The sequence below is a fragment of the Phytohabitans sp. LZ39 genome (assembly GCF_059359075.1).
In genome coordinates this window covers 392066-411660 of the sequence record NZ_JCADBM010000003.1, presented here as the reverse complement: position 1 = coordinate 411660, position 19595 = coordinate 392066, and the positions used below count along the sequence as shown (strand labels likewise).

General features: G+C 71.2%; 16 protein-coding genes and 1 pseudogene. 8 read left to right on the top strand and 9 right to left on the bottom strand.

Annotation, left to right across the window (positions count from 1 at the left end; translation table 11 throughout):
* Positions 1-239: 239 nt before the first annotated feature.
* On the top strand, positions 240-1178 hold the full coding sequence (locus AC5L36_RS08290; RefSeq protein WP_441217004.1) for an NADP-dependent oxidoreductase: 939 nt from the start codon (positions 240-242) through the stop codon (positions 1176-1178).
* A gap of 9 nt (positions 1179-1187) precedes the next feature.
* Here AC5L36_RS08290 and AC5L36_RS08285 read toward each other — a convergent pair whose 3' ends face one another.
* Entirely contained in the window at positions 1188-1856 is a 669-nt protein-coding gene (locus tag AC5L36_RS08285) for a TetR/AcrR family transcriptional regulator (RefSeq protein ID WP_441217003.1), read from the bottom strand.
* An 88-nt stretch (positions 1857-1944) separates the two neighbouring features.
* Here AC5L36_RS08285 and AC5L36_RS08280 point away from each other — a divergent pair, with 88 nt between their 5' ends.
* Both AC5L36_RS08280 and AC5L36_RS08275 read left to right on the top strand, forming a co-directional pair.
* The gene (locus tag AC5L36_RS08280) at positions 1945-2877 is read left to right on the top strand and encodes an NADP-dependent oxidoreductase (protein ID WP_441217002.1); all 933 of its coding nucleotides are present in this window, start codon (positions 1945-1947) and stop codon (positions 2875-2877) included.
* A 1286-nt stretch (positions 2878-4163) separates the two neighbouring features.
* The gene (locus tag AC5L36_RS08275; protein ID WP_441217001.1) at positions 4164-5378 is read left to right on the top strand and encodes a cobalamin-independent methionine synthase II family protein; all 1215 of its coding nucleotides are present in this window, start codon (positions 4164-4166) and stop codon (positions 5376-5378) included.
* Between the two features lie 4 nt (positions 5379-5382).
* Here the strand turns inward: AC5L36_RS08275 and AC5L36_RS08270 are convergent, their stop codons facing one another.
* Genes AC5L36_RS08270 through AC5L36_RS08260 form a run of 3 tightly spaced genes read right to left on the bottom strand, consistent with a single transcriptional unit; the run spans position 5383 to position 8052 of the window.
* Entirely contained in the window at positions 5383-6390 is a 1008-nt protein-coding gene (locus tag AC5L36_RS08270; RefSeq protein ID WP_441217000.1) for a zinc-dependent alcohol dehydrogenase, read from the bottom strand.
* 2 nt (positions 6391-6392) lie between these two features.
* Positions 6393-7244, bottom strand: a complete 852-nt coding sequence (locus tag AC5L36_RS08265; protein ID WP_441216999.1) for a fumarylacetoacetate hydrolase family protein — start codon at positions 7242-7244, stop codon at positions 6393-6395.
* Between the two features lie 43 nt (positions 7245-7287).
* On the bottom strand, positions 7288-8052 hold the full coding sequence (locus AC5L36_RS08260) for an IclR family transcriptional regulator (RefSeq protein WP_441216998.1): 765 nt from the start codon (positions 8050-8052) through the stop codon (positions 7288-7290).
* A 64-nt stretch (positions 8053-8116) separates the two neighbouring features.
* Between AC5L36_RS08260 and AC5L36_RS08255 the strand changes: the two genes are divergently transcribed.
* Both AC5L36_RS08255 and AC5L36_RS08250 read left to right on the top strand, forming a co-directional pair.
* The gene (locus AC5L36_RS08255; RefSeq protein ID WP_441216997.1) at positions 8117-8800 is read left to right on the top strand and encodes an SDR family NAD(P)-dependent oxidoreductase; all 684 of its coding nucleotides are present in this window, start codon (positions 8117-8119) and stop codon (positions 8798-8800) included.
* Between the two features lie 74 nt (positions 8801-8874).
* Positions 8875-9876, top strand: a complete 1002-nt coding sequence (locus AC5L36_RS08250) for an RICIN domain-containing protein (RefSeq protein ID WP_441216996.1) — start codon at positions 8875-8877, stop codon at positions 9874-9876.
* Positions 9877-9885: 9 nt separating this feature from the next.
* Here the strand turns inward: AC5L36_RS08250 and rox are convergent, their stop codons facing one another.
* Positions 9886-11313 (bottom strand): rifampin monooxygenase, encoded by a 1428-nt coding sequence (gene rox, locus AC5L36_RS08245; protein ID WP_441216995.1) that lies wholly within the window; start codon positions 11311-11313, stop codon positions 9886-9888.
* A 211-nt stretch (positions 11314-11524) separates the two neighbouring features.
* On the opposite strand from rox, the gene AC5L36_RS08240 reads away from it, so the two are divergent.
* Positions 11525-12298: a methyltransferase domain-containing protein gene (locus tag AC5L36_RS08240; protein ID WP_441216994.1), complete on the top strand. Its 774-nt coding sequence runs from the start codon at positions 11525-11527 to the stop codon at positions 12296-12298.
* A gap of 81 nt (positions 12299-12379) precedes the next feature.
* On the opposite strand, the gene AC5L36_RS08235 is transcribed toward AC5L36_RS08240, so the two are convergent.
* Positions 12380-12778 carry a hypothetical protein gene (locus AC5L36_RS08235; RefSeq protein ID WP_441216993.1) on the bottom strand — a complete coding sequence of 133 codons (399 nt, stop codon included), beginning with the start codon at positions 12776-12778 and terminating at the stop codon, positions 12380-12382.
* A gap of 37 nt (positions 12779-12815) precedes the next feature.
* Positions 12816-13412 carry a CGNR zinc finger domain-containing protein gene (locus AC5L36_RS08230; protein WP_441216992.1) on the bottom strand — a complete coding sequence of 199 codons (597 nt, stop codon included), beginning with the start codon at positions 13410-13412 and terminating at the stop codon, positions 12816-12818.
* A gap of 65 nt (positions 13413-13477) precedes the next feature.
* Between AC5L36_RS08230 and AC5L36_RS08225 the strand changes: the two genes are divergently transcribed.
* Positions 13478-13867 (top strand): RidA family protein, encoded by a 390-nt coding sequence (locus AC5L36_RS08225; RefSeq protein WP_441216991.1) that lies wholly within the window; start codon positions 13478-13480, stop codon positions 13865-13867.
* A 4-nt stretch (positions 13868-13871) separates the two neighbouring features.
* Here AC5L36_RS08225 and AC5L36_RS08220 read toward each other — a convergent pair.
* A pseudogene (locus tag AC5L36_RS08220) lies at positions 13872-16958 on the bottom strand (RICIN domain-containing protein).
* A 298-nt stretch (positions 16959-17256) separates the two neighbouring features.
* Between AC5L36_RS08220 and AC5L36_RS08215 the strand changes: the two are divergent.
* Positions 17257-18438, top strand: coding sequence for a serine hydrolase domain-containing protein (locus tag AC5L36_RS08215; RefSeq protein WP_441216990.1), 1182 nt, complete (start codon positions 17257-17259; stop codon positions 18436-18438).
* Between the two features lie 67 nt (positions 18439-18505).
* On the opposite strand, the gene AC5L36_RS08210 is transcribed toward AC5L36_RS08215, so the two are convergent.
* Positions 18506-19546, bottom strand: a complete 1041-nt coding sequence (locus AC5L36_RS08210; protein ID WP_441216989.1) for a LacI family DNA-binding transcriptional regulator — start codon at positions 19544-19546, stop codon at positions 18506-18508.
* Between the last annotated feature and the right edge of the window lie 49 nt (positions 19547-19595).

Sequence of the window (19595 nt, the reverse complement as noted above, 5' to 3'; positions counted from 1 at the left end):
TGCTTTCCCGGATCGGGTTGCCGTGGGGCTTGTCTCGCGGGCCTGGCAGCGGAGGTCGGGGCTTTCGGCGAGCGCCAGCTCGCCGCCGACCGGAGCGGTCTCCGGCGGGAGCAGCGGTCCGCAGGTGACGCGGACCGGGGAAAATCCGCTTGGAAATTGTCGAAGACGCGGTGACCCCCACTCCGAAGTCCCTCCGGCAACCGCGTCCGTTGGCCGGCCTAGCGGGGTAGGAATACAGGATGGCAGTGCGGTGGATCGCGCCCGAGTTCGGTGGGCCGGAAGTGCTCACGTTGGTCGAGACCGAGGTCCGGTCGCCCGCCGCGGGTGAGGTGACGATCGACGTGCGGGCCGCCGGGGTCAACCCGGCCGACTACAAGCACCTGGCCGCCGCGCGGGGGTCGGACCGGTCGTTGCCGCTCGGCGTCGGCTACGAGGTCGCCGGTGTGATCAGCGCGATCGGGCCGGACACGACGATCGCGTCCGGTGGTGGTCTGGTGGGCGACGCGGTGGTGGCGTTCCGGATCAGTGGCGGCTACGCGTCGCAGGTGACCGTGCCGGCGCGGGACGTCTTCGCCAAGCCCGACGCGCTCGACTTTCCGGCCGCCGCCAACCTGCTGCTGGCCGGCACCACCGCCGCCGAGGCGCTGCACGTCACGAAGGTGGCGGCGGGCGAGACCGTGCTGGTGCACGGCGCGTCCGGCGCGGTGGGCGTCAGCGTGGTGCAGCAGGCGCGGCTTGTCGGTGCGAGGGTCGTCGGCACCGCGAGCGAGCACAACTTCGCGCTGCTGCGCGGCTTCGGCGCCGAGCCGGTCGGGTACGGGCCGGGGCTCGTCGAGCGGATGCGGGCGATCGCGCCGCACGGTGTCGCCGCGGCCATCGACACGGTGGGCACCGACGAGGCGCTGGACGCCACGCGTGAGCTGCTCGTCGACGTGAGCCGCGCCGTGACGATCGTCGGCACCGACCGTAACCGGGCCGCCGGCATCACCGCGATCGCCGGCGCCCTGCCGGCCAGCGCGGCGTTTCGCGACGCCGCCCGGGCCCGAGTCCTCGCCATGGCCGCCGACGGCCGGCTCGTCGTGCCGATCGCCCGGACCTTCCCGCTCGACGAGGCGCGCGCCGCCCTCGAACTCGTGCGCACCGGACACCCGGGCGGAAAGGTCGCACTCGTCCCCTGAGGCCCCGGCTCAGGGGACTGGCGCGTGGCGCAGGCGCATCAGCGCCCGGTACATCGCGGTGGGTGTCGGCGGGGGCGGCAGCGGTGCGGCGTTGGCCGCGCTGAACGCCTGGATCATGTAGGCGGCGAAGCGCCGCCAGGCTTCCGGCGCGGCGTCGCCGGTCGCGGCGACGACGCCCGCGTTGGCCATGAGCAGCATCACCACGTCTTCGGGGCTGAAGTCGTCGCGTAGCCGGCCGGCCGCCTTCGCCCGGCCGATCAGCTCGACCAGCGCGTGGTACGCCCGGTCGCGCTCGGCCTCGAACGGCTTCACGGTGGGAAACGTCATGGTCAGGACGTTGGCGAAGCCGCGGTCGTCGGCCTGCATTGCGCAGATCCGCTCGATGAAGCCGCAGAACCCGAGCCACGGGTCCGGCTCCGCGAGGGCGTGGTCGGCGGCATCCGCGTACCCGGCCATCTTGGCCTCGAAGGCACCGGCGACGAGGTCGGCGCGGGTGGGGAAGCGGCGGTAGAGGGTGGCGACACCGACACCGGCGTGCCGGGCGATGTCTTCGATGGGCACGTTCAGGCCGCGTTCGGCGAAGACCTCGCGGGCGGCCGACAGCAGGAGCTGCCTGTTGCGCTCGGCGTCGGCGCGCAGGCCGGGCCGGCGTCGCCCGGCGCCAGGTTTCGCGGTCATGGTCACATCCTAGCGACGGTATCTGGAATAGATCCTCCAGTTAGCGCGCTACGTTGGGTACGACTCGCTATCGAGAAGGAGTACCAGCATGCGTGCCATCGTCATCAAGGACTTCGGAGCCGGCGCCACGGTGACCGACCTGCCCCAGCCCAAGCCGGACGCGGGGGAGGTGCTGGTGCGGGTGCGAGCCTCCTCGCTCAACGGGTTCGACGCGGCGACCGCCGCCGGGATGCTCAAAGGCATGATGGAGCACCGGTTTCCGGTCGTGCTCGGCAAGGACTTCGCCGGCACGGTGGAGGCCGTCGGCGACCAGGTGACCTCGTTCGCGGCCGGCGACGAGGTCTTCGGCGTGGTGATGAAACCGTTCCTGGGCGACGGCGGCCTGGGTGAGTACGTCGTCGTGGGCGAGGGCTACGGGCTGGCGCACATCCCCGCCACGCTGTCCCACGCGGCCGCCGGCGCCCTGGGCCTGGCCGGCACGGCGGCGCTCAACGCGGTCGACGCGGTCGCTCCCGCCGACGGGGAGACGCTGCTGGTCGGCGGCGCCAGCGGGGGAGTTGGCGCGTTCGCGATCCAGCTCGCCGCCGCGCGCGGCGTCCGGGTCATCGCGACCGCCAAGCCCGGTGCGGAAGCCGCCCTGGTGCGGGAGCTGGGCGCGGCCCACGTCGTGGACTACACCGGCGACCTGCCCGGTCAGGTGCGCGCCATCGCGCCCGGCGGGGTGTCCGCCGCCCTGCATCTCGCGGGCGACGGCGCGCGGCTGGCCGACCTGCTGGCGCCGGGAGGCCGGATCGCCTCGACGCTCGGCTTCGGCCCGGACACGCTCGGCCGCGCCGACGCCACGGCGACAGCCGTCATGGCCAGCCCCGACCGGTCCACGTTGGACCGCCTGGCCGCGGACGCCGCTTCCGGCCGGCTGCGGGTGCCGGTGACCCGCACGTACGCACTGGGCGAGGTGCCGCAGGCCCTCGCCGACTTCGGCGCCGGCGCGGTCGGCAAGTTCGCCGTCACCGTCGACTGAAGGACGTTCCCATGCCTACGATCGCCATCGTCGGTGCCGGCGAGACAGTGACGCGTCCGTCGTGGGCCGCACGGGCGGCCCACGACAGCTAACCGGAAGGATGCTTCCACTAATCGCGCTCGCGCCAGGCGGTGTTTGTTCACGGGACCGGCGATCTGGGAAACAACAGGGGCTTCGCCGCCGGGTAACCGCCGGAGGTGTGCGCGGCACGAGATTCGAGATCTAGGAGAATTAGGGCGCTCGCGGTTTGGCCGGGCTTGAGGCCCGGCCAACAATGCTCCGCAAGCTCCGGCGTCCACCGCGCGTGGTGATCGTTAGCCCGAAACCAGCGTTCTCGCCCGCGTGTCACACAGGTTCCGGGCTAACGATCACCACACCTTCAGATCCTGACCCGATGGTGCCGTCACGCGGGAGACGCGGGACCGCGGCGGGTGCATCGCATGATCGTTAGCCCGATAAGGGCGTGCTCTTCGGCGTGTCACGCCCATTTCGGGCGAACGATCATGACGCCGCCCCACATGCTGAGCCACATCCCCAAACATTGGGAAGGTGGGCCGGCGATCATGCCCTCCACCACGGCCAGCCATCCCCAAGCCGCAGCCAGCGCCCGAGCCGTGCCGTATGCCGCCGTCCACCCGCACGGCTCCCGCCGCAACCACCCACCGACAGACCGAACCAAGCCGGAGGCGGCCCGGCCGGAGCCCGAGGCCCCGCCGGAGGCGCCGAACTAACCGCAACCACAAACAAACCCGAAACGAGCAGAGAAGCGACTCCGAAAGTCGAGCAACCCTAGGTCTCCTAAATCTCGAATCTCCCCCTTTGGCTCGTGACGCTGCGTCAGGATGGCGGAGGTGGGGCCGCGAAGACTCCTACGGGGTTTGTCTGGCGGTGCGCGGCCGGGTTTCGGCTTCTGTCCACAATGCCTTGATCGGCGGCGATCTTGGCGGCCGGTGAACGGATCGTGGACGTTTACTGCCCCTCCAGGGGCAGTTGTGTACCACGATCGCCAGCGTCACCCCCCCTCGTTAGCTCGATCAAGGGAAACCTGTCGCGAGGAGGGCTTGGCCCGTGGATCTGGCAGGGGACGGGCGGGGGGTTCGGCGAGTGCTGCGAGCGGCTGGCCGGGAGCGGTGCCCGCGCATGCGGTCCGCAGGTGACGCGGGCGTGGGCAAATATGCCTCGACGTAGTGCCACGACGGGCGGCGACCTTGGACCGAAAGGTCTCTAGAGGCTTGGCCCGAGCGGGGTAGGCGGTAGCCTCGGCGGAAACGGATGGAGGCGGATCGATGGAGCGAAGCGCTAGCCGGATCCTGACCACCCACGCCGGCAGCCTGCCGCGCCCGGCCGAGCTGATCGAGGCCAACCGGGTCCGGCTGACCGGGGAGGCGGCGGACGCCGAGGCGTTCCCAGCGCGGTTGCGGGACGCGGTCGGCGACGTGGTGCGCCGCCAGGTCGACCTGGGGATCGACGTGCCGAACGACGGCGAGTGCGGGCACGCGATGACCTCCTCGGTCAACTACGGGGCCTGGTGGACCTACGTGTTCGAGCGGCTCGGTGGGGTGGAGTTGGCGCCCGTCGACCCGTTCGCCGCGCCGCCGCGGCTGTCCGAGCCGGGCCGGGTGGTGCTGACGAGCTGGGGTGACCGCCGCGACTGGGTCCGCTTCGCCGAGGCGTACCAGGATCCGACGTCCGGGATCACGCTCGGCCCGCGGATCGAGGCGTTTCCGGTGTGCCGGCGGCCGCTGACGTACACCGGCCAGGAGGCGGTGGCGCGCGACATCGCGAACGTCAAGGCGGCGATGGCGGCGACCGGCGCCACGGAGGGCTTCCTCAACGCGGTGGCGCCGGGCAGCTGCGCCCGCTTCGACAACGAGTACTACGGCACCGACGAGGAGTTTCTGTGGGCCGCCGCCGACGTGATGCGGGAGGAGTACCAGGCCATCGTCGACGCCGGCCTGATCCTCCAGCTCGACGACCCGTGCATCGCGGAAAACTGGGACCAGGTCAACCCGGAACCCAGCGTCGAGGACTACCAGCGGTTCACGATGGTCCGCGTCGAGGCGCTCAACCACGCGATCCGGGGGCTGCCGGCTGAGCGGATCCGCTTTCACCTGTGCTGGGGGAGCTGGCACGGGCCGCACACGACCGACATCCCGATGCGCGACATCGTCGAGGTGATGCTGCGGGTCAACGCGGGCGGATATCTCTTCGAGGCCGGCAACGTACGCCACGAGCACGAGTGGCGGGTGTGGCACGACGTCAAGCTGCCGGATGGCAAGGTCGTCATGCCGGGGGTGGTGAGCCACGCGACAAACCTCGTCGAGCACCCCGAGCTGGTCGCCGATCGGATCGGCCGGTTCGCGGAGGCCGTCGGCCGGGAAAACGTCATCGCCTCCACCGACTGCGGCCTGGGCGGCCGGGTACACCCGCAGATCGCGTGGGCCAAGCTGGAGTCGCTGGTGCGCGGCGCCCAGATCGCCTCACGCCGGCTCTGGACCTGACCCGTTACCGGCGGGGGTCGACGTGGACCTTCGGGCCGGGCCCGCCGGGGCGGCGCCCGGCCAGGACCTCGGCGGCGCCGGCGAGGCCCACCGTGGCGGCGACCAGGGGCCGCGGGTCGACGGCGCCGCTCGCGTACGCGTCGATGGCACCGGCCAGGCCGGCGGAGGCGCCGAGGATGCCGACGGCGGTGACGTCCTTGAAGACGAGGTCGCGGCTGTCCACTGTGCTCGGTGTGCTGGAGAGTCCGATGTAGACGACTCGGCGGCCCGGCTCGACCAGCTCCACGGCGAGCGCGGGCAGCGCCGGGGCGGTGGACGCGTCGACGATCCCGTCCCAGGACAGCCGCGGCAGGCTGTCGCGGGTCCAGGCGTTGTCGAGCCCGAGGCCGCGGGCCAGCTCCAGCTGGACGTCGTCGCGGCCCATCAGGTGCGTCTCGACACCGCGGGCGCGCGCGAACATCGCGGTGAGCAGGCCGATCGTGCCGGTGCCGAGCACCAGCAACCGCTCGCCGGCCGCGAGGTCGGCGGCGCGCACGCTGCGCAGCGCGTTGCCGCCCGGCTCGACGAGCGCGCCCAAGGCGGCGTCCACTGTGTCCGGAAGGGCGTGCAGGGACCTGGCCGGCACCGCGAGCCGCTCGGCGAGGGCGCCCGGCAGGCCGTCGCGGATGCCCAGCTCGTGACGGTCGGCGCAGACGTGGTGGCGGCCGCGGCGGCAGCGGTCGCAGCGCCCGCATCCGATCATCGTGTCGCCGGTGACGCGGCGGCCGAGCCAGCCGGGCTCCACACCCGGGCCGACCGCGGTGACGGTGCCGCACCACTCGTGGCCGGGCCGCAACGGGTACGAGGACGCGCCGTTGTGCAGGTAGCTCATCTCGCCGGTGAACAGCTCGACGTCGGTGCCGCAGATGCCGACCCGTTCCACGTCGACGACCACCTGGTCGGCGGCGGCGACCGGGTCCGGGACCTCCCGCACCTCCGCCCGGTGTGGCCCGGTCAGGACCAGCGCGCGCACGGCTATCGGGGGGCCACGACGCGCTGCCGCGCGACGCCGAGGTGGTCGATGCCCAGCTCGATGACGTCACCCGGGTGTAGCCAGATGGGCGGCTTGTGGCCCATCCCGACGCCTGGCGGGGTGCCGGTGTTGACGAGGTCGCCGGGCTCCAGGACCATGAACTGGCTCAGGTGGTGCACGATCGTGTACGGGTCGAAGATCATGGTCTTGGTCGAGCCGGTCTGCCGCCGCACCCCGTTGACGTCGAGCCACATGGACAGCTCGCGCACGTCGGGGATCTCGTCGGGGGTGACCAGCCACGGACCGGCCGGGTTGAAGGTCTCGGCCGACTTGCCCTTGCTCCACTGCCCGCCGCGCTCCATCTGGAACGCCCGCTCGCTCACGTCGTTGACGAGCACGTAGCCGGCGATGGCCGCCGCGGCGTCCGCCACATCGTCCAGATAGGAGGTGCGGGTGCCGATCACGATGCCGAGCTCGACCTCCCAGTCGGTCTTCGTGGCGCCGCGCGGGATGCGGACGTCGTCGTACGGCCCGACGAGCGTGTTGGGGCTCTTGGTGAACAGGATCGGCTCCGCAGGCACGGCCTGGCCGGTCTCGGCGGCGTGGTCGCTGTAGTTGAGACCGATGCAGAGGATCTGGTGCGGGCGGGCGATCGGCGCGCCGATCCGCTCGTCGCCCAACTGGCGCACCTGGCCGGCGGCGATCCGCTCGGCGACCGGGCCGGCCAGCCGGGCGATGCCGCCGGAGCCGAAGAACCGCTCGTCGAAGTCGGCGGCGAGGTCGGAGACGTCCACATAGGAGGAATCGTCGACCCGCACGGCCGGCTTTTCGGCGCCGGCGGCGCCGACACGCATGAGGCGCATGATGCTTCTCTCCGTATCTCAGTGAGGGCGTACCTCAGGGAATCTGTCCGGCGACGACCGCGCGGATGGCGGCCACGTCCTCGACGAGCTTTGGCAACGGCGTCCGGTATGCCAGGGCGCTGACGCTGACCGCGCCGCTGGGCACCGTGGGCGAGGTGAGGTAGGCCAGCACGGCGACACAGTTGACACCCGGCTCGCTTTCCTGGTCGTCGACGGCGTAACCGCGCTCGCGGGTGCGGACCAGCTCGGCGTGCAGGGCCTCGACCGAGGCGATGGACCGCTCGGTGGGCGCCTCCAGCGGCCGCTCGCCGGCCCAGTCGCGCACCTCCTGCTCGGTCCGCAGCGCCGCGGCGAGCAGCATCTTGCCCACGGCGGTGCAGTGGGCCGGGTTGCGGCCGCCGATGACCGAGCTGAGGCGGATAGCGCCGACCGGCGGGTCCAACTTGGAGCGATAGACCACGTGGCGGCGGTCGAGCGTGGCGTAGTGGACCGTCTCGCCGTATCGCTCGCACAGCGCGGTGAGGATCGGCGACACCCGCACGTGGTCGGGGCGCGCCTCGTGGTGGGCGAACGCCAGCCGCAGGAACTCGTCGCCGAGCACGTAGCGCCCATAGCCGTCCTGTGCCGCGAACCCGGCCCGGCGCAGCGCGGCGAGCGCGCGGTGCACGGTCGGCTTCGGGCTGGCCATCGCCCGCGCCATGTCATCCAGCCCGACGCCGCCGGGGTGCCGGGCGAGCTCGGTGAGCACGGCGAGGACCCGGTCGGCGCCGACGAGCTTGCTGTCCGGCGGCTCGGTCACGCCCCGATGCTAGGCTGATTTCCACCAAAACAAAAGCCATTCCGGTATTTGGAAAGAGGCCCCGATGAGCGCTTCCCGTACCGCCGTGGTGACCGGTGGCATGAGCGGTCTGGGTGCGGCGGCCGCCGCCCGCCTGGCGCAGGACGGCGTCACGGTCCGCACGCTCGACATCGCCGAGGGAGCCGACCTGCGGGTCGACGTCACCGACGCCGATGCCGTCCGCGCGGCCGCCGATCGGGTCGGGCCGGTCGACATCCTCGTCAACTCCGCCGGCATCGTCGGGCCGAACGCGCCGCTGTGGGAGATACCGCTGGACGGCTGGGAGCGGACGTTCGCGGTCAACGTCCGTGGAACGTTCAACACCTGCCAGGCGTTCGTGCCCGGCATGCGGGAGCGCGGCTGGGGCCGCGTCGTCAACATCGCCAGCATGGCCGGCAAGGACGGCAACCCCAACATGTCGCCCTACTCGGCGTCCAAGGCCGCCGTCATCGCCCTGACCAAGTCGCTGGGCAAGGAGCTCGCCACCAGTGGCGTGCTCGCCAACGCCATCGCGCCCGCGGTGATCGAGACGCCGATGAACGCCGCCACCGCGCCCGACGCACTGGCGCACATCACCGGCCTCATCCCGATGAAGCGGCTCGGCCGGCCCGAGGAGGTCGCCGAGCTCATCGCCTGGCTCGCCTCGGACCGGGTCAGCTTCTCCACCGGCGCCGTGTACGACATCAGCGGCGGCCGGGCCACGTACTGACCCGCGCCTCAGCGACCCTTGCATCCAAATGTATGGATGGGTAGGTTCACGCTAACCTCCCTGAGGAGCAACGGATGCCAAACCTCCGCCCTGCCGTCGCCGTGGTCACCGCGGCCGCCACCGCGCTCGCCGGCTTCCTGCTCGCGGTCGCCGTCGCCGACCCGGCCTCGGCGGCCGTCGGCGCGGTCCGCGGCGTCCCGTCCGGCCGCTGTGTCGACGTGCCCAGCGCGAGCAAGACGAACGGCACGCAGGTGAAGCTCTACGACTGCAACGGCGGAAGCAACCAGCAGTGGAACTACAACTCCGGCCGGCAGCTGGCCGCGTACGCGGGCACCAAGTGCCTCGACGCGTACAACAACGGCACCACGGCCGGCACCCAGGTGGTCATCTGGGACTGCACCGGCGGCACCAACCAGCAGTGGAGCGTCAACAGCAACGGCACCATCACCAGCGCCCTGTCCGGGCTCTGCCTCGACGCCAACGGCGGCGGCACCGGCAACGGCACGGCGATCATCCTGTGGACCTGCAACGGCGGTGCCAACCAGCGGTGGAACAGCACGGCCGGCGGCGCCGGCTGCCCCGGCTCCGGCGGCATCACCTACACGCTCCACCGGGCTTCGTCGCCGACCGCCGACCAGACCGACTCGTACAACCGGATCACCGAGGCCATGAACCTGGCCCTGACGGTCTACAACTGCTACCTCAGCGTCCGCAAGTCGCTGTCCATCTACTACGAGCCGAGCGTGCCGACGGCCGACGGCAACTACAACGGCACCATCCGCTTCGGGGCGAAGTCCACAATGGTGCAAGCCACCGCCATGCACGAGATCGCGCACACCCTCGGCGTCGGCACCTACGGCGGCTGGGCCTCCCGCGTCTCCGGTGGACGGTGGACCGGCACCAACGCGATCAACCAGCTGCGTACGCTCGACGGCAACTCCTCGGCGGTGCTCTACGCGGACGGCGCCCACTTCTGGCCACACGGGCTCAACCAGGCCAGCGAGGCCACGTCCGCCGACGAGTACGTCCGTAACGTCAAGATGGTCGCCGCCCTCCGCCAGGACATGGGCCTCTGAAGCGTCGGCTCAGCCGGCCGGGCTGCCGAACCAGGTGGGTAGGTGGGTGAGCAGGTCCCGCTGGTCGTCGCCGGCCCAGGCGACGTGACCGTCGGGGCGCAGCAGCACCGCGGGCACGTCCAGCTCTTCGCTGGTGTCGACCACGTGGTCGACCCGGTCGGCCCAGCCCGCCATGGACAGGCGGCCGGTCTGGTCCAGCAGCAGGCCGCGGCCGCCGCGGGTCAGCTCGTAGAGGCGGCCGCGCGTCAACCGCACGTCGCGCAGCCGGCGGCCGAGCAGCTCGTGGCCCTCGCCGAAGTCGTAGCGGATGCCGATCGCGGAGACCTTCTCGACCAGGTAGCGGGTCACGTCCTGGAAGTCCATCAGCTGCGACACAAGCCGGCGCGCGGCCTGGGGGCCCGGCTCCAGGGACATCAGCTCGGCCTGCGCGCGGGTGTTGTCGAGCACGTCGGCGGCCACCGGGTGCCGCTCTGCCTGGTAGGTGTCCAGCAGCCCGTCCGGCGCCCAGCCGCGGACCGCGGCGGCCAGTTTCCAGCCTAGGTTGAACGCGTCCTGGATGCCGAGGTTGAGGCCCTGCCCGCCGAGCGGCGGGTGGATGTGCGCCGCGTCGCCGGCCAGCAGCACCCGGTCGACGCGGTAGCGCTCGGCCAGCCGGGTGGCGTCGCCGAAGCGGGACAGCCAGCGTGGCGAGTGCACGCCGAAGTCGGTGCCGGCGACCGCTCGCATCCGCTGCCTCAGCTCATCGAGGGTGGGCGGGGCGGCGCCGTCCTCGGCCACCCGTTCGGCGCGGACGACGGCGCGGAACAGCCCGTTACCGGCCGGCCCGACGCCGAACCCCAGATCTGTCTCGCGGACCTTGGCCACCACCGCCGTCAGCTCCTCCAGCGGCGTGGTCACCTCCACCTCGCCCAGCAGCCACTCGATCCTGGCGGGCTCGCCGGGGAAGTCGACGCCGAGCCGCTTGCGGACGGTGCTGCGACCGCCGTCGCAGCCGACCAGGTAGCGCGAGCGCAGCCGCGTGCCGTCGGCGAGCTCCACGGTCACGCCGTCGCCGTCCTGGCTCAGCCCGACGAGCTCGTGACCGCGCCGGATCTCCGTGCCGACCTCGATGGCGTGCTCGGTCAGCAGGCGGTCGGTGACGGGCTGCGGGATGCCGAGCAGGTACGGGTGCGCGGTGTCCAGCCCGTCCGGCGGCGGCTTGACGATGCCGGCGAAGGCCGCGTGGATCGGATACCGCTGGGCGAGTGCCAGGAAGCGCTCCAGCAGGCCCCGCTGGTCGAGCACCTCGATGCTGCGCGCGTGCAGGCCGAGCGAGCGTCCGATCTTGGTCGGCTCGGTGTCCTTCTCCAGCACGAGCACGTGCAGGCCGTGCAGTCGCAGCTCGGCGGCGAGCATCACGCCGGTCGGTCCGCCGCCGGCGATGATCACGTCAATCATGAAACCCCCATGGCTTTCGGTTCGGCGATTCTGCACCACGACCCGGGTCTTGCCACAAGGCCCCCGGTGCGGTATACGTTAAGAGTGGCAGGGAGAGTTTGACTCCTTGCCCTTTTTCTTTGTCCGCTGTGGACGGAGTCCGCTGTGGACGGACACGACCTCACCACATTTCCCGCACAGAGCCTCCGCGGGCGCGTGGTTGGATCCGGGGATGATGGATTTCACCGCCGTGCCGGCCGCGCCGGACCACGTGGAGTACCTCGACGCCGCGGCGGCCACCGCGGCCGGGCGCGGCTACAAGCGGCGGTTTCTCGAGGCGCTCGACGTGCGGCCTGGTCAGGTCGTGCTCGACGTCGGCTGCGGTCCGGGCACCGATCTCGTCCGCCTGTCGGGCGCGGTCGGCGAGGCCGGCTCGGTCGTCGGGGTCGACCGCGATCCGGCGATGGTCGAGCACGCACGCCGCCGGGCGTCCGGCCACCGCAACGTCGAGGTACGTCGCGGCGACGTGCACGCGTTGCCGTGCGCGGACGCCTGCGCCGACCGGGTACGCACCGACCGGGTGCTCCAGCATGTGGAGGATCCGGCTCGGGCGGTCGCGGAGCTGCGGCGTGTGTTGCGGCCCGGCGGGTTGGCGGGGATGGCCGAGCTGGATTGGGACACGCTGGCGGTCGATGACTCCGATGTGGAGACGAGCCGCGCGGTCTCCCGGTTCATGGCCGGCCGGGTGCGCAACGCCGTGGTAGGCCGGCAGCTCCCGCGGCTCGCCGCCGCCGCCGGCCTCGCCGTGTTCGATGTGGACGCGAGCGTGGTGGTGTTTCGTGACTTCGGGACCGCCGATCAGGTGCTGGGCCTGCGGCGCAACGTGATCCGCGCGGTCCAGGCGGGCGTGCTGGGCCAGCGGGCCGCGGAGGACTGGGCGCACCGTACGGTCAGCGGCCCGTTCCTGGCGACGCTCACGTTGTTCACCGTCGTCGCGGGTGTGTGACGCGGAGGTGGCAGGGAGGCCGGCCACGGCCGACCGGTCTCCGGCGGGAGCGACGGCCGTGCCCACGGCGGACCCGGGAAATCAGGTCGGTCGGCCGTTGAGATAGCAGTCGGGCACCCACCCGACGACGCCGTGTCCCTTGTGGTCGCCGTAGTACCAGAAGCGGGTGGTCACCCCGCTGTCGCACGACCAGGCCACACCGTCGGAGACGAAGCCCATGGTGGCGAAGACCTGGCCGTCGCCGCCGGTGCCGAGCACCGTAGTCGGCTGGAACGGGTCGTCCCAGATGTCCACATCGGACTGGCTGAAGGTGGTGTACTGGTCGTCGCAGGCGCCGGGCATGTTGGCCTCGTTGTCCCAGACGTAGCAGCTGCCCGGGTAGGTCGCCGCCGGCGCGGCCGTGGCCGGCGCGAGCAGCAGCGCCCCGGCGGCCAGCGCCGCGGAGCCGACCAGGTGTGCCATCCCCCGCTTCAGGTTCATGCGGACCAGTGCATCACCCGCCGGCTTCAAATCCGTTTCACGGTGCCTGGCGGGCGCGCAGGGCGCGGAGCTTGTGCCTGTTGCCGCAGCGCTCCATCGCGCACCAGCGCCGCGTGCCGGGGCGGGACGAGTCGACGAACACCAGCGGGCAGGTGTCGCTGGCGCACTCGCGGATGCGGCCGGAGAGCGGCCCGGACAGCAGCTCGATCATCTCTCGCGCGAACGTGGACATCACCTGCGACGTCCGCACCGGCGGCGCCCAACCCGCGGTCGTGCCGCCGGCCGCCAGCGTCGGGACCAGCGGCGGGGCGGCGGCGGCCTTGTTGATGGTCGCGATCGCCGCGGCGGGGAGCGGGCGGCCGTCCGCCTGGGCGTGCGCCGCCTCCCAGATGGCCTGGCGCAGCGACTTGGCCTCGGTCAGCTCGCGGGCCGTCACGGGGACCGTCACGACGATGCCGAGCGGCGGCTGGGCCAGCCACTCGGCCAGGTCGGCGGGCTCGTGGAGGGACTCGAACTTCGCGTACGGCCCTTCGCCGCCGCTGTGCGCGAAGTCGAGGCAGGCGGCGCCCGCGTCGAAATGGAACGACCCGCCCTTGGGGTCGTGAAGCACACGCCCACTTGCGTTCGCCAGCATGAAACCAGTATAACTGGTGTTGTAGCGACACCGCTATAACCGGTTACTCACTGAAGGGGCAGGACATGAGCGTCAGGCACATCAACCCCGAAGGACTCCACCGCAGCCCGGCCTTCAGCCAGGCGGTCGTGGTCGAGCAGCCGACAAAGACCATCTACATCGGCGGGCAGAACGGCGTGGACGCCGACGGCAAGGTCGTCGGTCCGACGCTGCTGGAGCAGTCCAGGCAGGTCTTCCGCAACCTCGCCACCATCCTGGAGAGCGAGGGCGGCACCCTGGCGAACGTCGTGCACTGGCGGATCGCCGCGGTGGAGGGTCAGGGTTTCGAGGAGGGTCTGGCCGCCTTCCAGGAGGCGTGGGATCCGGCCGACGCGCCGCCGGCCATCACCGTGCAGTTCGTCTCCGCGCTGGGCCCCGGTGTCCTCGTCGAGATCGACGCGGTCGCCGTCGTGTGACTCCTCATCGCCGGCCGCCGGGCACGATGCCGACGGCATCCACCACGAGGGTGCCGTCGCGCACCGTGATCCGCACGGTGTGCCTGCCGGGGCGGAGGTCTCGCAGCGTGTAGGTCTGGTAGAACTCCGGCGAGGCGATCGTGCCGGCCGCGGCGTCGACGACGGTGCCGTCGACGGCGACCTCCAGCACGGCCGAGCCGTTGTTGGGCCCCACGATGTCCAGACCCGTGCCGGTGAACGTGTAGGTCAGTGTCGAACCCGCGCCCTGGCTGGTGGACAGGCTTCGCTGCACGTTGTACATGCCCTTGCCGTTTTCGTGGGCCCACGTGCCGCCGTAGACGAGCTTGGTGGCGGGCCTGGCGGCCAGGTCGTTCATCTCCAGGTTGTCGAGGAACTCCGCGTAGTACGCGGGGAAGCCGGCGACGGGCTCCACCCGGAGGTTGTCGAACCTCGTGTGGTAGTAGCCGCTGCCGAGGTTGATCCGGCCGGAGGCCTTCGGCGCCGGGTCGGTGTAGGAGGCGAGCGGCACGCCGTCCAGCAGCGCGGTGACCGTGTCGCCGGCGGCTTTCATCGCGATGTTGTGCCACGCGTCGTGGGCGGTGTCGAAGCCGGGGATCGTCACGCCGCCCTCGCCGGACACCACGTTGCCGCTCGCCACGGCGCTGTTGTTGACGAGCAGCTGCCAGCCACCGTCGAAGGTGAACCTCAGCTTGTACGGCGCGCCGACGTCGCCGTGCTGTTCGCGTACGCCGATGAGGGCGTAGTTGCCTTCGGTGCCGCTGTTTTCGAAGGACACGTCGACGCTCGCCGTGTAGTCGAGCCAGCGGCTGTCGCCGATCCTCGTCAGGGCGTCGCCACCGTTCCACGCGGCGCCGAGCCCCATGATGGACTGGTCGAGCTGCTGGCGCAGCACGTAGTCGCGGGAGCCGTCCGGCAGGTAGGCCTCGAACGCGCCGTTGCGATCGCTGGCGTACAGCGGGATCGCGCTCTTGGAGCCGCCGCGCGAGGCGATGAAGTCTTCGGTGCCGACGATGCGGCCGCCGCGGCCGATCACCGGGACGCGCTTACCGGTGTAGTCGAAGTCATCGGCGTAAAGCAGGGGCCCCTTCGTGTCGAGCACGGTGCGCTCGCCCTCGACCGGCAGCGGGACCCGAAACTCGGGGTTCCGGCGGTTGTCCAAAGTGGTCACGGTGACGACCGAGTTGGGCTTCACGGCCACCGAGTAGGCGCCGTCCGCGTCGGGGGAGAGCTTGCCGAGATACTTCATGTAGTTGGCGTTGAAGGCCTGGCCGGGCTCTGCCGCGCGGGTCTCCCACACCTCCACGGCGGGCGCGCGGGTGTACGCCATGTCGACGGCCTGGAGCCGGTACGCCTGCGCGTACTCGCTGTCGTTCATGAAGACCGTGGAGAAGTGCCGCTTGTCGGGAGCGGCGAGCGTCAGGTAGCTGGGCGAGCCGTTGCGCCCCACGATCGGGTTGGTGCCGGTGGCCCCGGTGAAGCTCGCCTCCGGCACGGCCCGCCAGATCCCCGCCGTGTTGCCCGCGTCCTCCCAGCCGGTCTTGGCGAACCAGCTGAAGTGCCGCAGCACGTCGATGGCCACGTCGTAGTGCAGCCAGCCGGACCACGGGTCACGCGCGCTGAGCAGCTCTTTGAAGGCGTACTGCCCACCTTCGTAGAAGGCGCCGACCGCCGGTTGGTACACGAAGTTGGTGCGGCGCGAGTTGACGAAGCCCTTGATGACGGTGTTTCCCATCTCCAGCGCGCTGCCGGTGCCGCCGATGCCGGTGCCGGCGACCGTGGGTTGGCGCATGTTGTTGTTGGGGCGGAAGGCCGAGTTGCTGAAGGTCGCCTGCGCCTCGCTGTTCCACACCTCCTTGTCGAACTCCTGCGCCAGGCGCTTGAAGCTGCCGGCGCCGTCGTCGTCCGGGTTGTAGTGGTACGCGGCGACGGCCACCGCGTCGCGCAGGCTGACGTCGCTCACCATGTCGTCGCCGAACCCTCCGACCGACACCTCGTCGGAGATCACCACACCGATGCGGTTGTACAGCGCGCGCTCGGTGGCGCTGGCGAACCCTTCACCGTCGGTCCGGACCAGGTCGGCGTATCGCTTGGTCCACGCGAAGTCCGCGGCACGCTCGTTGAACCCCGGGTTGACGTAGTCGATCATGAAGCCGTAGGTGCGGTACGCCGCCAGGATCGTCGCCTTTTACCAGGAGTAGATCTTGTCGTTGGTGTCGGCCCACGCGGGCGCGTTCCAGCGCAGGAAGCTCACCTTGAGCCGTGGGTTGACCTTCTTGGCGTCGGCCGCGAGCTGAAAGCCTTGGCTGCGCTTGACGTTCGGCGCCTCGGTCTCCAGTCGCATGGTCGCCGGATCCGGCCCGGTGGAGTTGTTGCGGTCGTTGCCCATTTCGAGCTTCACGTTGGTGATGACGGGCCGTTCGCCGCCGAACAGGACGCGCAGCAGCTCCGCGTACTTCTTCGGGCTCTGCGCCTTGTAGTCCATCAGCAGCTCGCTGGTGCTGTTGGCGCTCAGGAGCCCGAAACCCTTGAACGTGAGGCCGTTGACGTTGCCGGCGCGGATGTCGTCGCCGTCCACGACGATCGTGGTGCCGAGCTCGGTGATCAACCATTGCTGCTCGGGGCCGTCGACGCCGGTGCTCTGCCGCAGGTCGGTGCCGTCACCGCCGTCCAGGTAGAGCCCGGAGGCGCGGTTTCTCAGCTTCACGTGGTCGCCGGCGGCTTCCCTGCTCCACTGCTGGTTGACGCTGCTGGACTCGCGCCACTGCCCGCAGATCGCCCCGCTCGTCGCGCGGCCCATGCCGTCCATGTAGAGGCCGGTCGCCCTGTTCTTGAGCCGGATGAAGTCACCGGCCGGCACCAGCAGCCACTGCTGGCTGGCGGTGGCCGGGCCGTCCTGCTGGCCGACGTTGGCACCGTCGTTGGTGCGGCCCATGCCGTCGACGAGCTTGCCGGTGGCCCGGTTGCCGATCGTGACGAAGACCGTGCCCGAGTCCGCGGCCAGGCTCACCGGCACCTGCCTGGCCGGCGCGGCGGCCACACTCGCCACCGCCACGACGAGGAACGCCAGCATAGTGCCCGCACTACGCCGGACGGATCGGCGGTCGGTCATCAAAACTCCAGTCGACGTCTGGTCACGGAGGCGGCCTTGGGCACGCCGCAAAGGCATCCATTGATAGCGATACCGCAGACCGCCGCCGGAGCGCCAGGACCCGAACCGAAGAGTTCAGATTCGTTCAGACCCGAGCATCGCCGGGTGCTGGCCGTGATCGCCTACCTACGCGGATGACCCGCGGGTATAGATAGCCATACCCCGAAGAGTATGGACAGTGCTAGGGCGTGGACCCCGGCCGCGAACCTAGCGTCGAGGCATGAAGAAGACCTTCTTGCCAGCCCTCGCGGTCGCCGCCGTCCTCGCGACGACGACCGGCGCGAGCACGGCCGCGGCGGGGCCGGTGACCGACCCGGTACGGGAGCGGCTGGATCGCGATGTGCGGGCCATCACCGCGCTCGGCGTGACCGGGGTCCAGGCCCGGCTGGTCACTCCCGGCCGGACGGCCGTGGTGACCGGCGGTGTCGCGGACACCGGCACCGGCCGCCCCGTGTCACCCGACGGCTACTTCCGGATCGGCAGCGCCACGAAGACGTTCGTGGCCACCGTGGTCCTCCAGCTCGTGGGCGAGCGCAGGCTCTCCCTCGACGACAGCGTCGAGCGGTGGCTGCCCGGCCTCGTGCGCGGCAACGGCAACGACGGCAGCCGGATGACGATCCGGCACCTGCTCCAGCACACCAGCGGCATCCACGACGACTATCCATACTTCGAGTCGGCCGAGGACTATTACCAGCACCGGTTCGACGTCCACACGCCAGAGCAAATCGTCGCGGCCGCGATGGCGCACCGGCCCGACTTCGCACCGGGCACCGCGTGGGGGTACTCCAACACCGGGTACGTGCTCCTCGGCATGGTGATCGAGAAGGTCACCGGTCAACCCTGGCACCGGCAGGTCCGCAAGCGCGTCATCGGTCCGCTGGGGCTGCGGCACACGTTCTGGCCGGGGACCCGCCCCGACCTGCCGCGGCCGCACGCCAACGGCTACCAGCAGTACGAGCCGGGAGGCCCGCTGGTGGACGTCACCCTGCTCGTGGACGCGGACGCCTCCGGCGGCCTGCTGTCCACCACCGCCGACCTCAACACGTTCTTCCGAGCCCTGCTGGGCGGCCGGCTGCTCAAGCCGGCGGAGCTGGCCCTCATGAAACAGACCCGCCCGGTCGACGAGCAGCTCGCGTCCCTCTGGCCCGGAGCCCGGTACGGGTTGGGCATCTTCGAGATCCCGCTGCCCTGTGGCGGCACCTATTGGACGCACAACGGCAGCCAGGAGGGGTTCGTCACCGACAACGGCGTCACGGGCGACGGCCGGCACAGCATCGCCGCTTCGATGTCCACCGCGCTCGCCTTCGGCGCTCCACCACCCGACGACAGCCCCGCGCTGCGGCAGGCCATGGCCGCCACCGCCCTGATCCAGAACGCGCTGTGCGAGGTGACCGCGCGCTGAAGGGGCCCGCCGCCGGCCGGTACCGTGCGCCGGCGGCGGGCCGATCGTGCGGCGGGGCTCGGGCTGGTCAGGCGGCGGGTGGTGCGGTCGTGCGGCGGGGGACGAGGGTGGGGGAGAGCTTGACCTGCGCGGCCGGCCGAGTCCGGTCGACGATCCGGTCGAGCAGCAGGCGGGCGGCGTTGGCGCCGATCTGGTAGCCGGCCTGGTCGACGCTGGTCAGCGAGATGGGGCGGAAGGCCGCGAAGGTCGTGTTGTCGTATCCGGCGACCGAGATGTCCTCCGGCACGCGCAGCCCCGCCTCGTCGATCGCGTCGAGGGCACCCATCGCGACGATGTCGGCCCCGGCGAAGATCGCCGTCGGCCGCACCGGACGGGCCAGCAGCTGCTGGGCACCAAGGTAGCCGCCTTCCTGGGTGTAGGTGGTGGAGGCGATGTCGATGTGGTCGGCCAGGCCGCGCGCCTGCATCGCGTGCCGGTAGCCGGCGGCGCGGATGGCGTTGGGCATCTCGGCGATGCGGTCGGGGTCGGTCTCGCCGTGGTCGATGTGCCCGATCCGCCGGTGGCCGAGGTCGGCGAGGTGGTCGACGACGAGCGCGGCGCCGGTGAAGTCGTCGTCGGCCACGGTGTCGTAGGCGCGGGAGCGGCCATGCCGGCCGACGATCACGGTCGGCACGGTGCCGGCGACGTAGTCGAGGTGGGCGCGTGACGAGACCGGTGCGATGAGGATCAGCCCGTCCATGCTGCGGTCGATCATGGCGTGGGTGACCTTCGCTTCGGCCTCCTCGCCGTTGCAGCCCGGCCCGAGCAGCACCTGGTAGTCGGTGCTGGCCAGGTGCTCGGTAAGGCCGTCGAGGATCTGCGAGAAGAACGGGTTGATGATGTTGGGCAGCATCACGCCGATGGTGTAGGTCTGGCCGCGCATGCCGCGGGCCGCCGCGTTGGGCCGGTAGCCGAGCTCGGCGATGGCCTGGCGCACCTTGGCCTGCATGGCCGGGCTGACCCCGTACGCGTTGCGCAGCACCTTGGAGACCGCGGTCGTGGAGACCTGCGCGTGCTGCGCCACGTCGATGATGGTGACCCGCCGGGACGGCGCCAAGGGCCTCTTCATCAGGCCTCCTCCCACAGTCGCGCAGGGAACGTTGTCTGGGCAGTGTAAT

Coding starts and splice junctions, on each gene's coding strand:
- AC5L36_RS08235 (WP_441216993.1), bottom strand. CDS start 12,778: ATGAACCTGAAGCGGGGGATGGCACACCTGGTCGGCTCCGCGGCGCTG.
- AC5L36_RS08230 (WP_441216992.1), bottom strand. CDS start 13,412: ATGCTGGCGAACGCAAGTGGGCGTGTGCTTCACGACCCCAAGGGCGGG.
- AC5L36_RS08240 (WP_441216994.1), top strand. CDS start 11,525: ATGATGGATTTCACCGCCGTGCCGGCCGCGCCGGACCACGTGGAGTAC.
- AC5L36_RS08290 (WP_441217004.1), top strand. CDS start 240: ATGGCAGTGCGGTGGATCGCGCCCGAGTTCGGTGGGCCGGAAGTGCTC.
- AC5L36_RS08265 (WP_441216999.1), bottom strand. CDS start 7,244: ATGCGTGTCGGCGCCGCCGGCGCCGAAAAGCCGGCCGTGCGGGTCGAC.
- AC5L36_RS08250 (WP_441216996.1), top strand. CDS start 8,875: ATGCCAAACCTCCGCCCTGCCGTCGCCGTGGTCACCGCGGCCGCCACC.
- AC5L36_RS08280 (WP_441217002.1), top strand. CDS start 1,945: ATGCGTGCCATCGTCATCAAGGACTTCGGAGCCGGCGCCACGGTGACC.
- AC5L36_RS08225 (WP_441216991.1), top strand. CDS start 13,478: ATGAGCGTCAGGCACATCAACCCCGAAGGACTCCACCGCAGCCCGGCC.
- AC5L36_RS08215 (WP_441216990.1), top strand. CDS start 17,257: ATGAAGAAGACCTTCTTGCCAGCCCTCGCGGTCGCCGCCGTCCTCGCG.
- AC5L36_RS08275 (WP_441217001.1), top strand. CDS start 4,164: ATGGAGCGAAGCGCTAGCCGGATCCTGACCACCCACGCCGGCAGCCTG.
- rox (WP_441216995.1), bottom strand. CDS start 11,313: ATGATTGACGTGATCATCGCCGGCGGCGGACCGACCGGCGTGATGCTC.
- AC5L36_RS08285 (WP_441217003.1), bottom strand. CDS start 1,856: ATGACCGCGAAACCTGGCGCCGGGCGACGCCGGCCCGGCCTGCGCGCC.
- AC5L36_RS08255 (WP_441216997.1), top strand. CDS start 8,117: ATGAGCGCTTCCCGTACCGCCGTGGTGACCGGTGGCATGAGCGGTCTG.
- AC5L36_RS08210 (WP_441216989.1), bottom strand. CDS start 19,546: ATGAAGAGGCCCTTGGCGCCGTCCCGGCGGGTCACCATCATCGACGTG.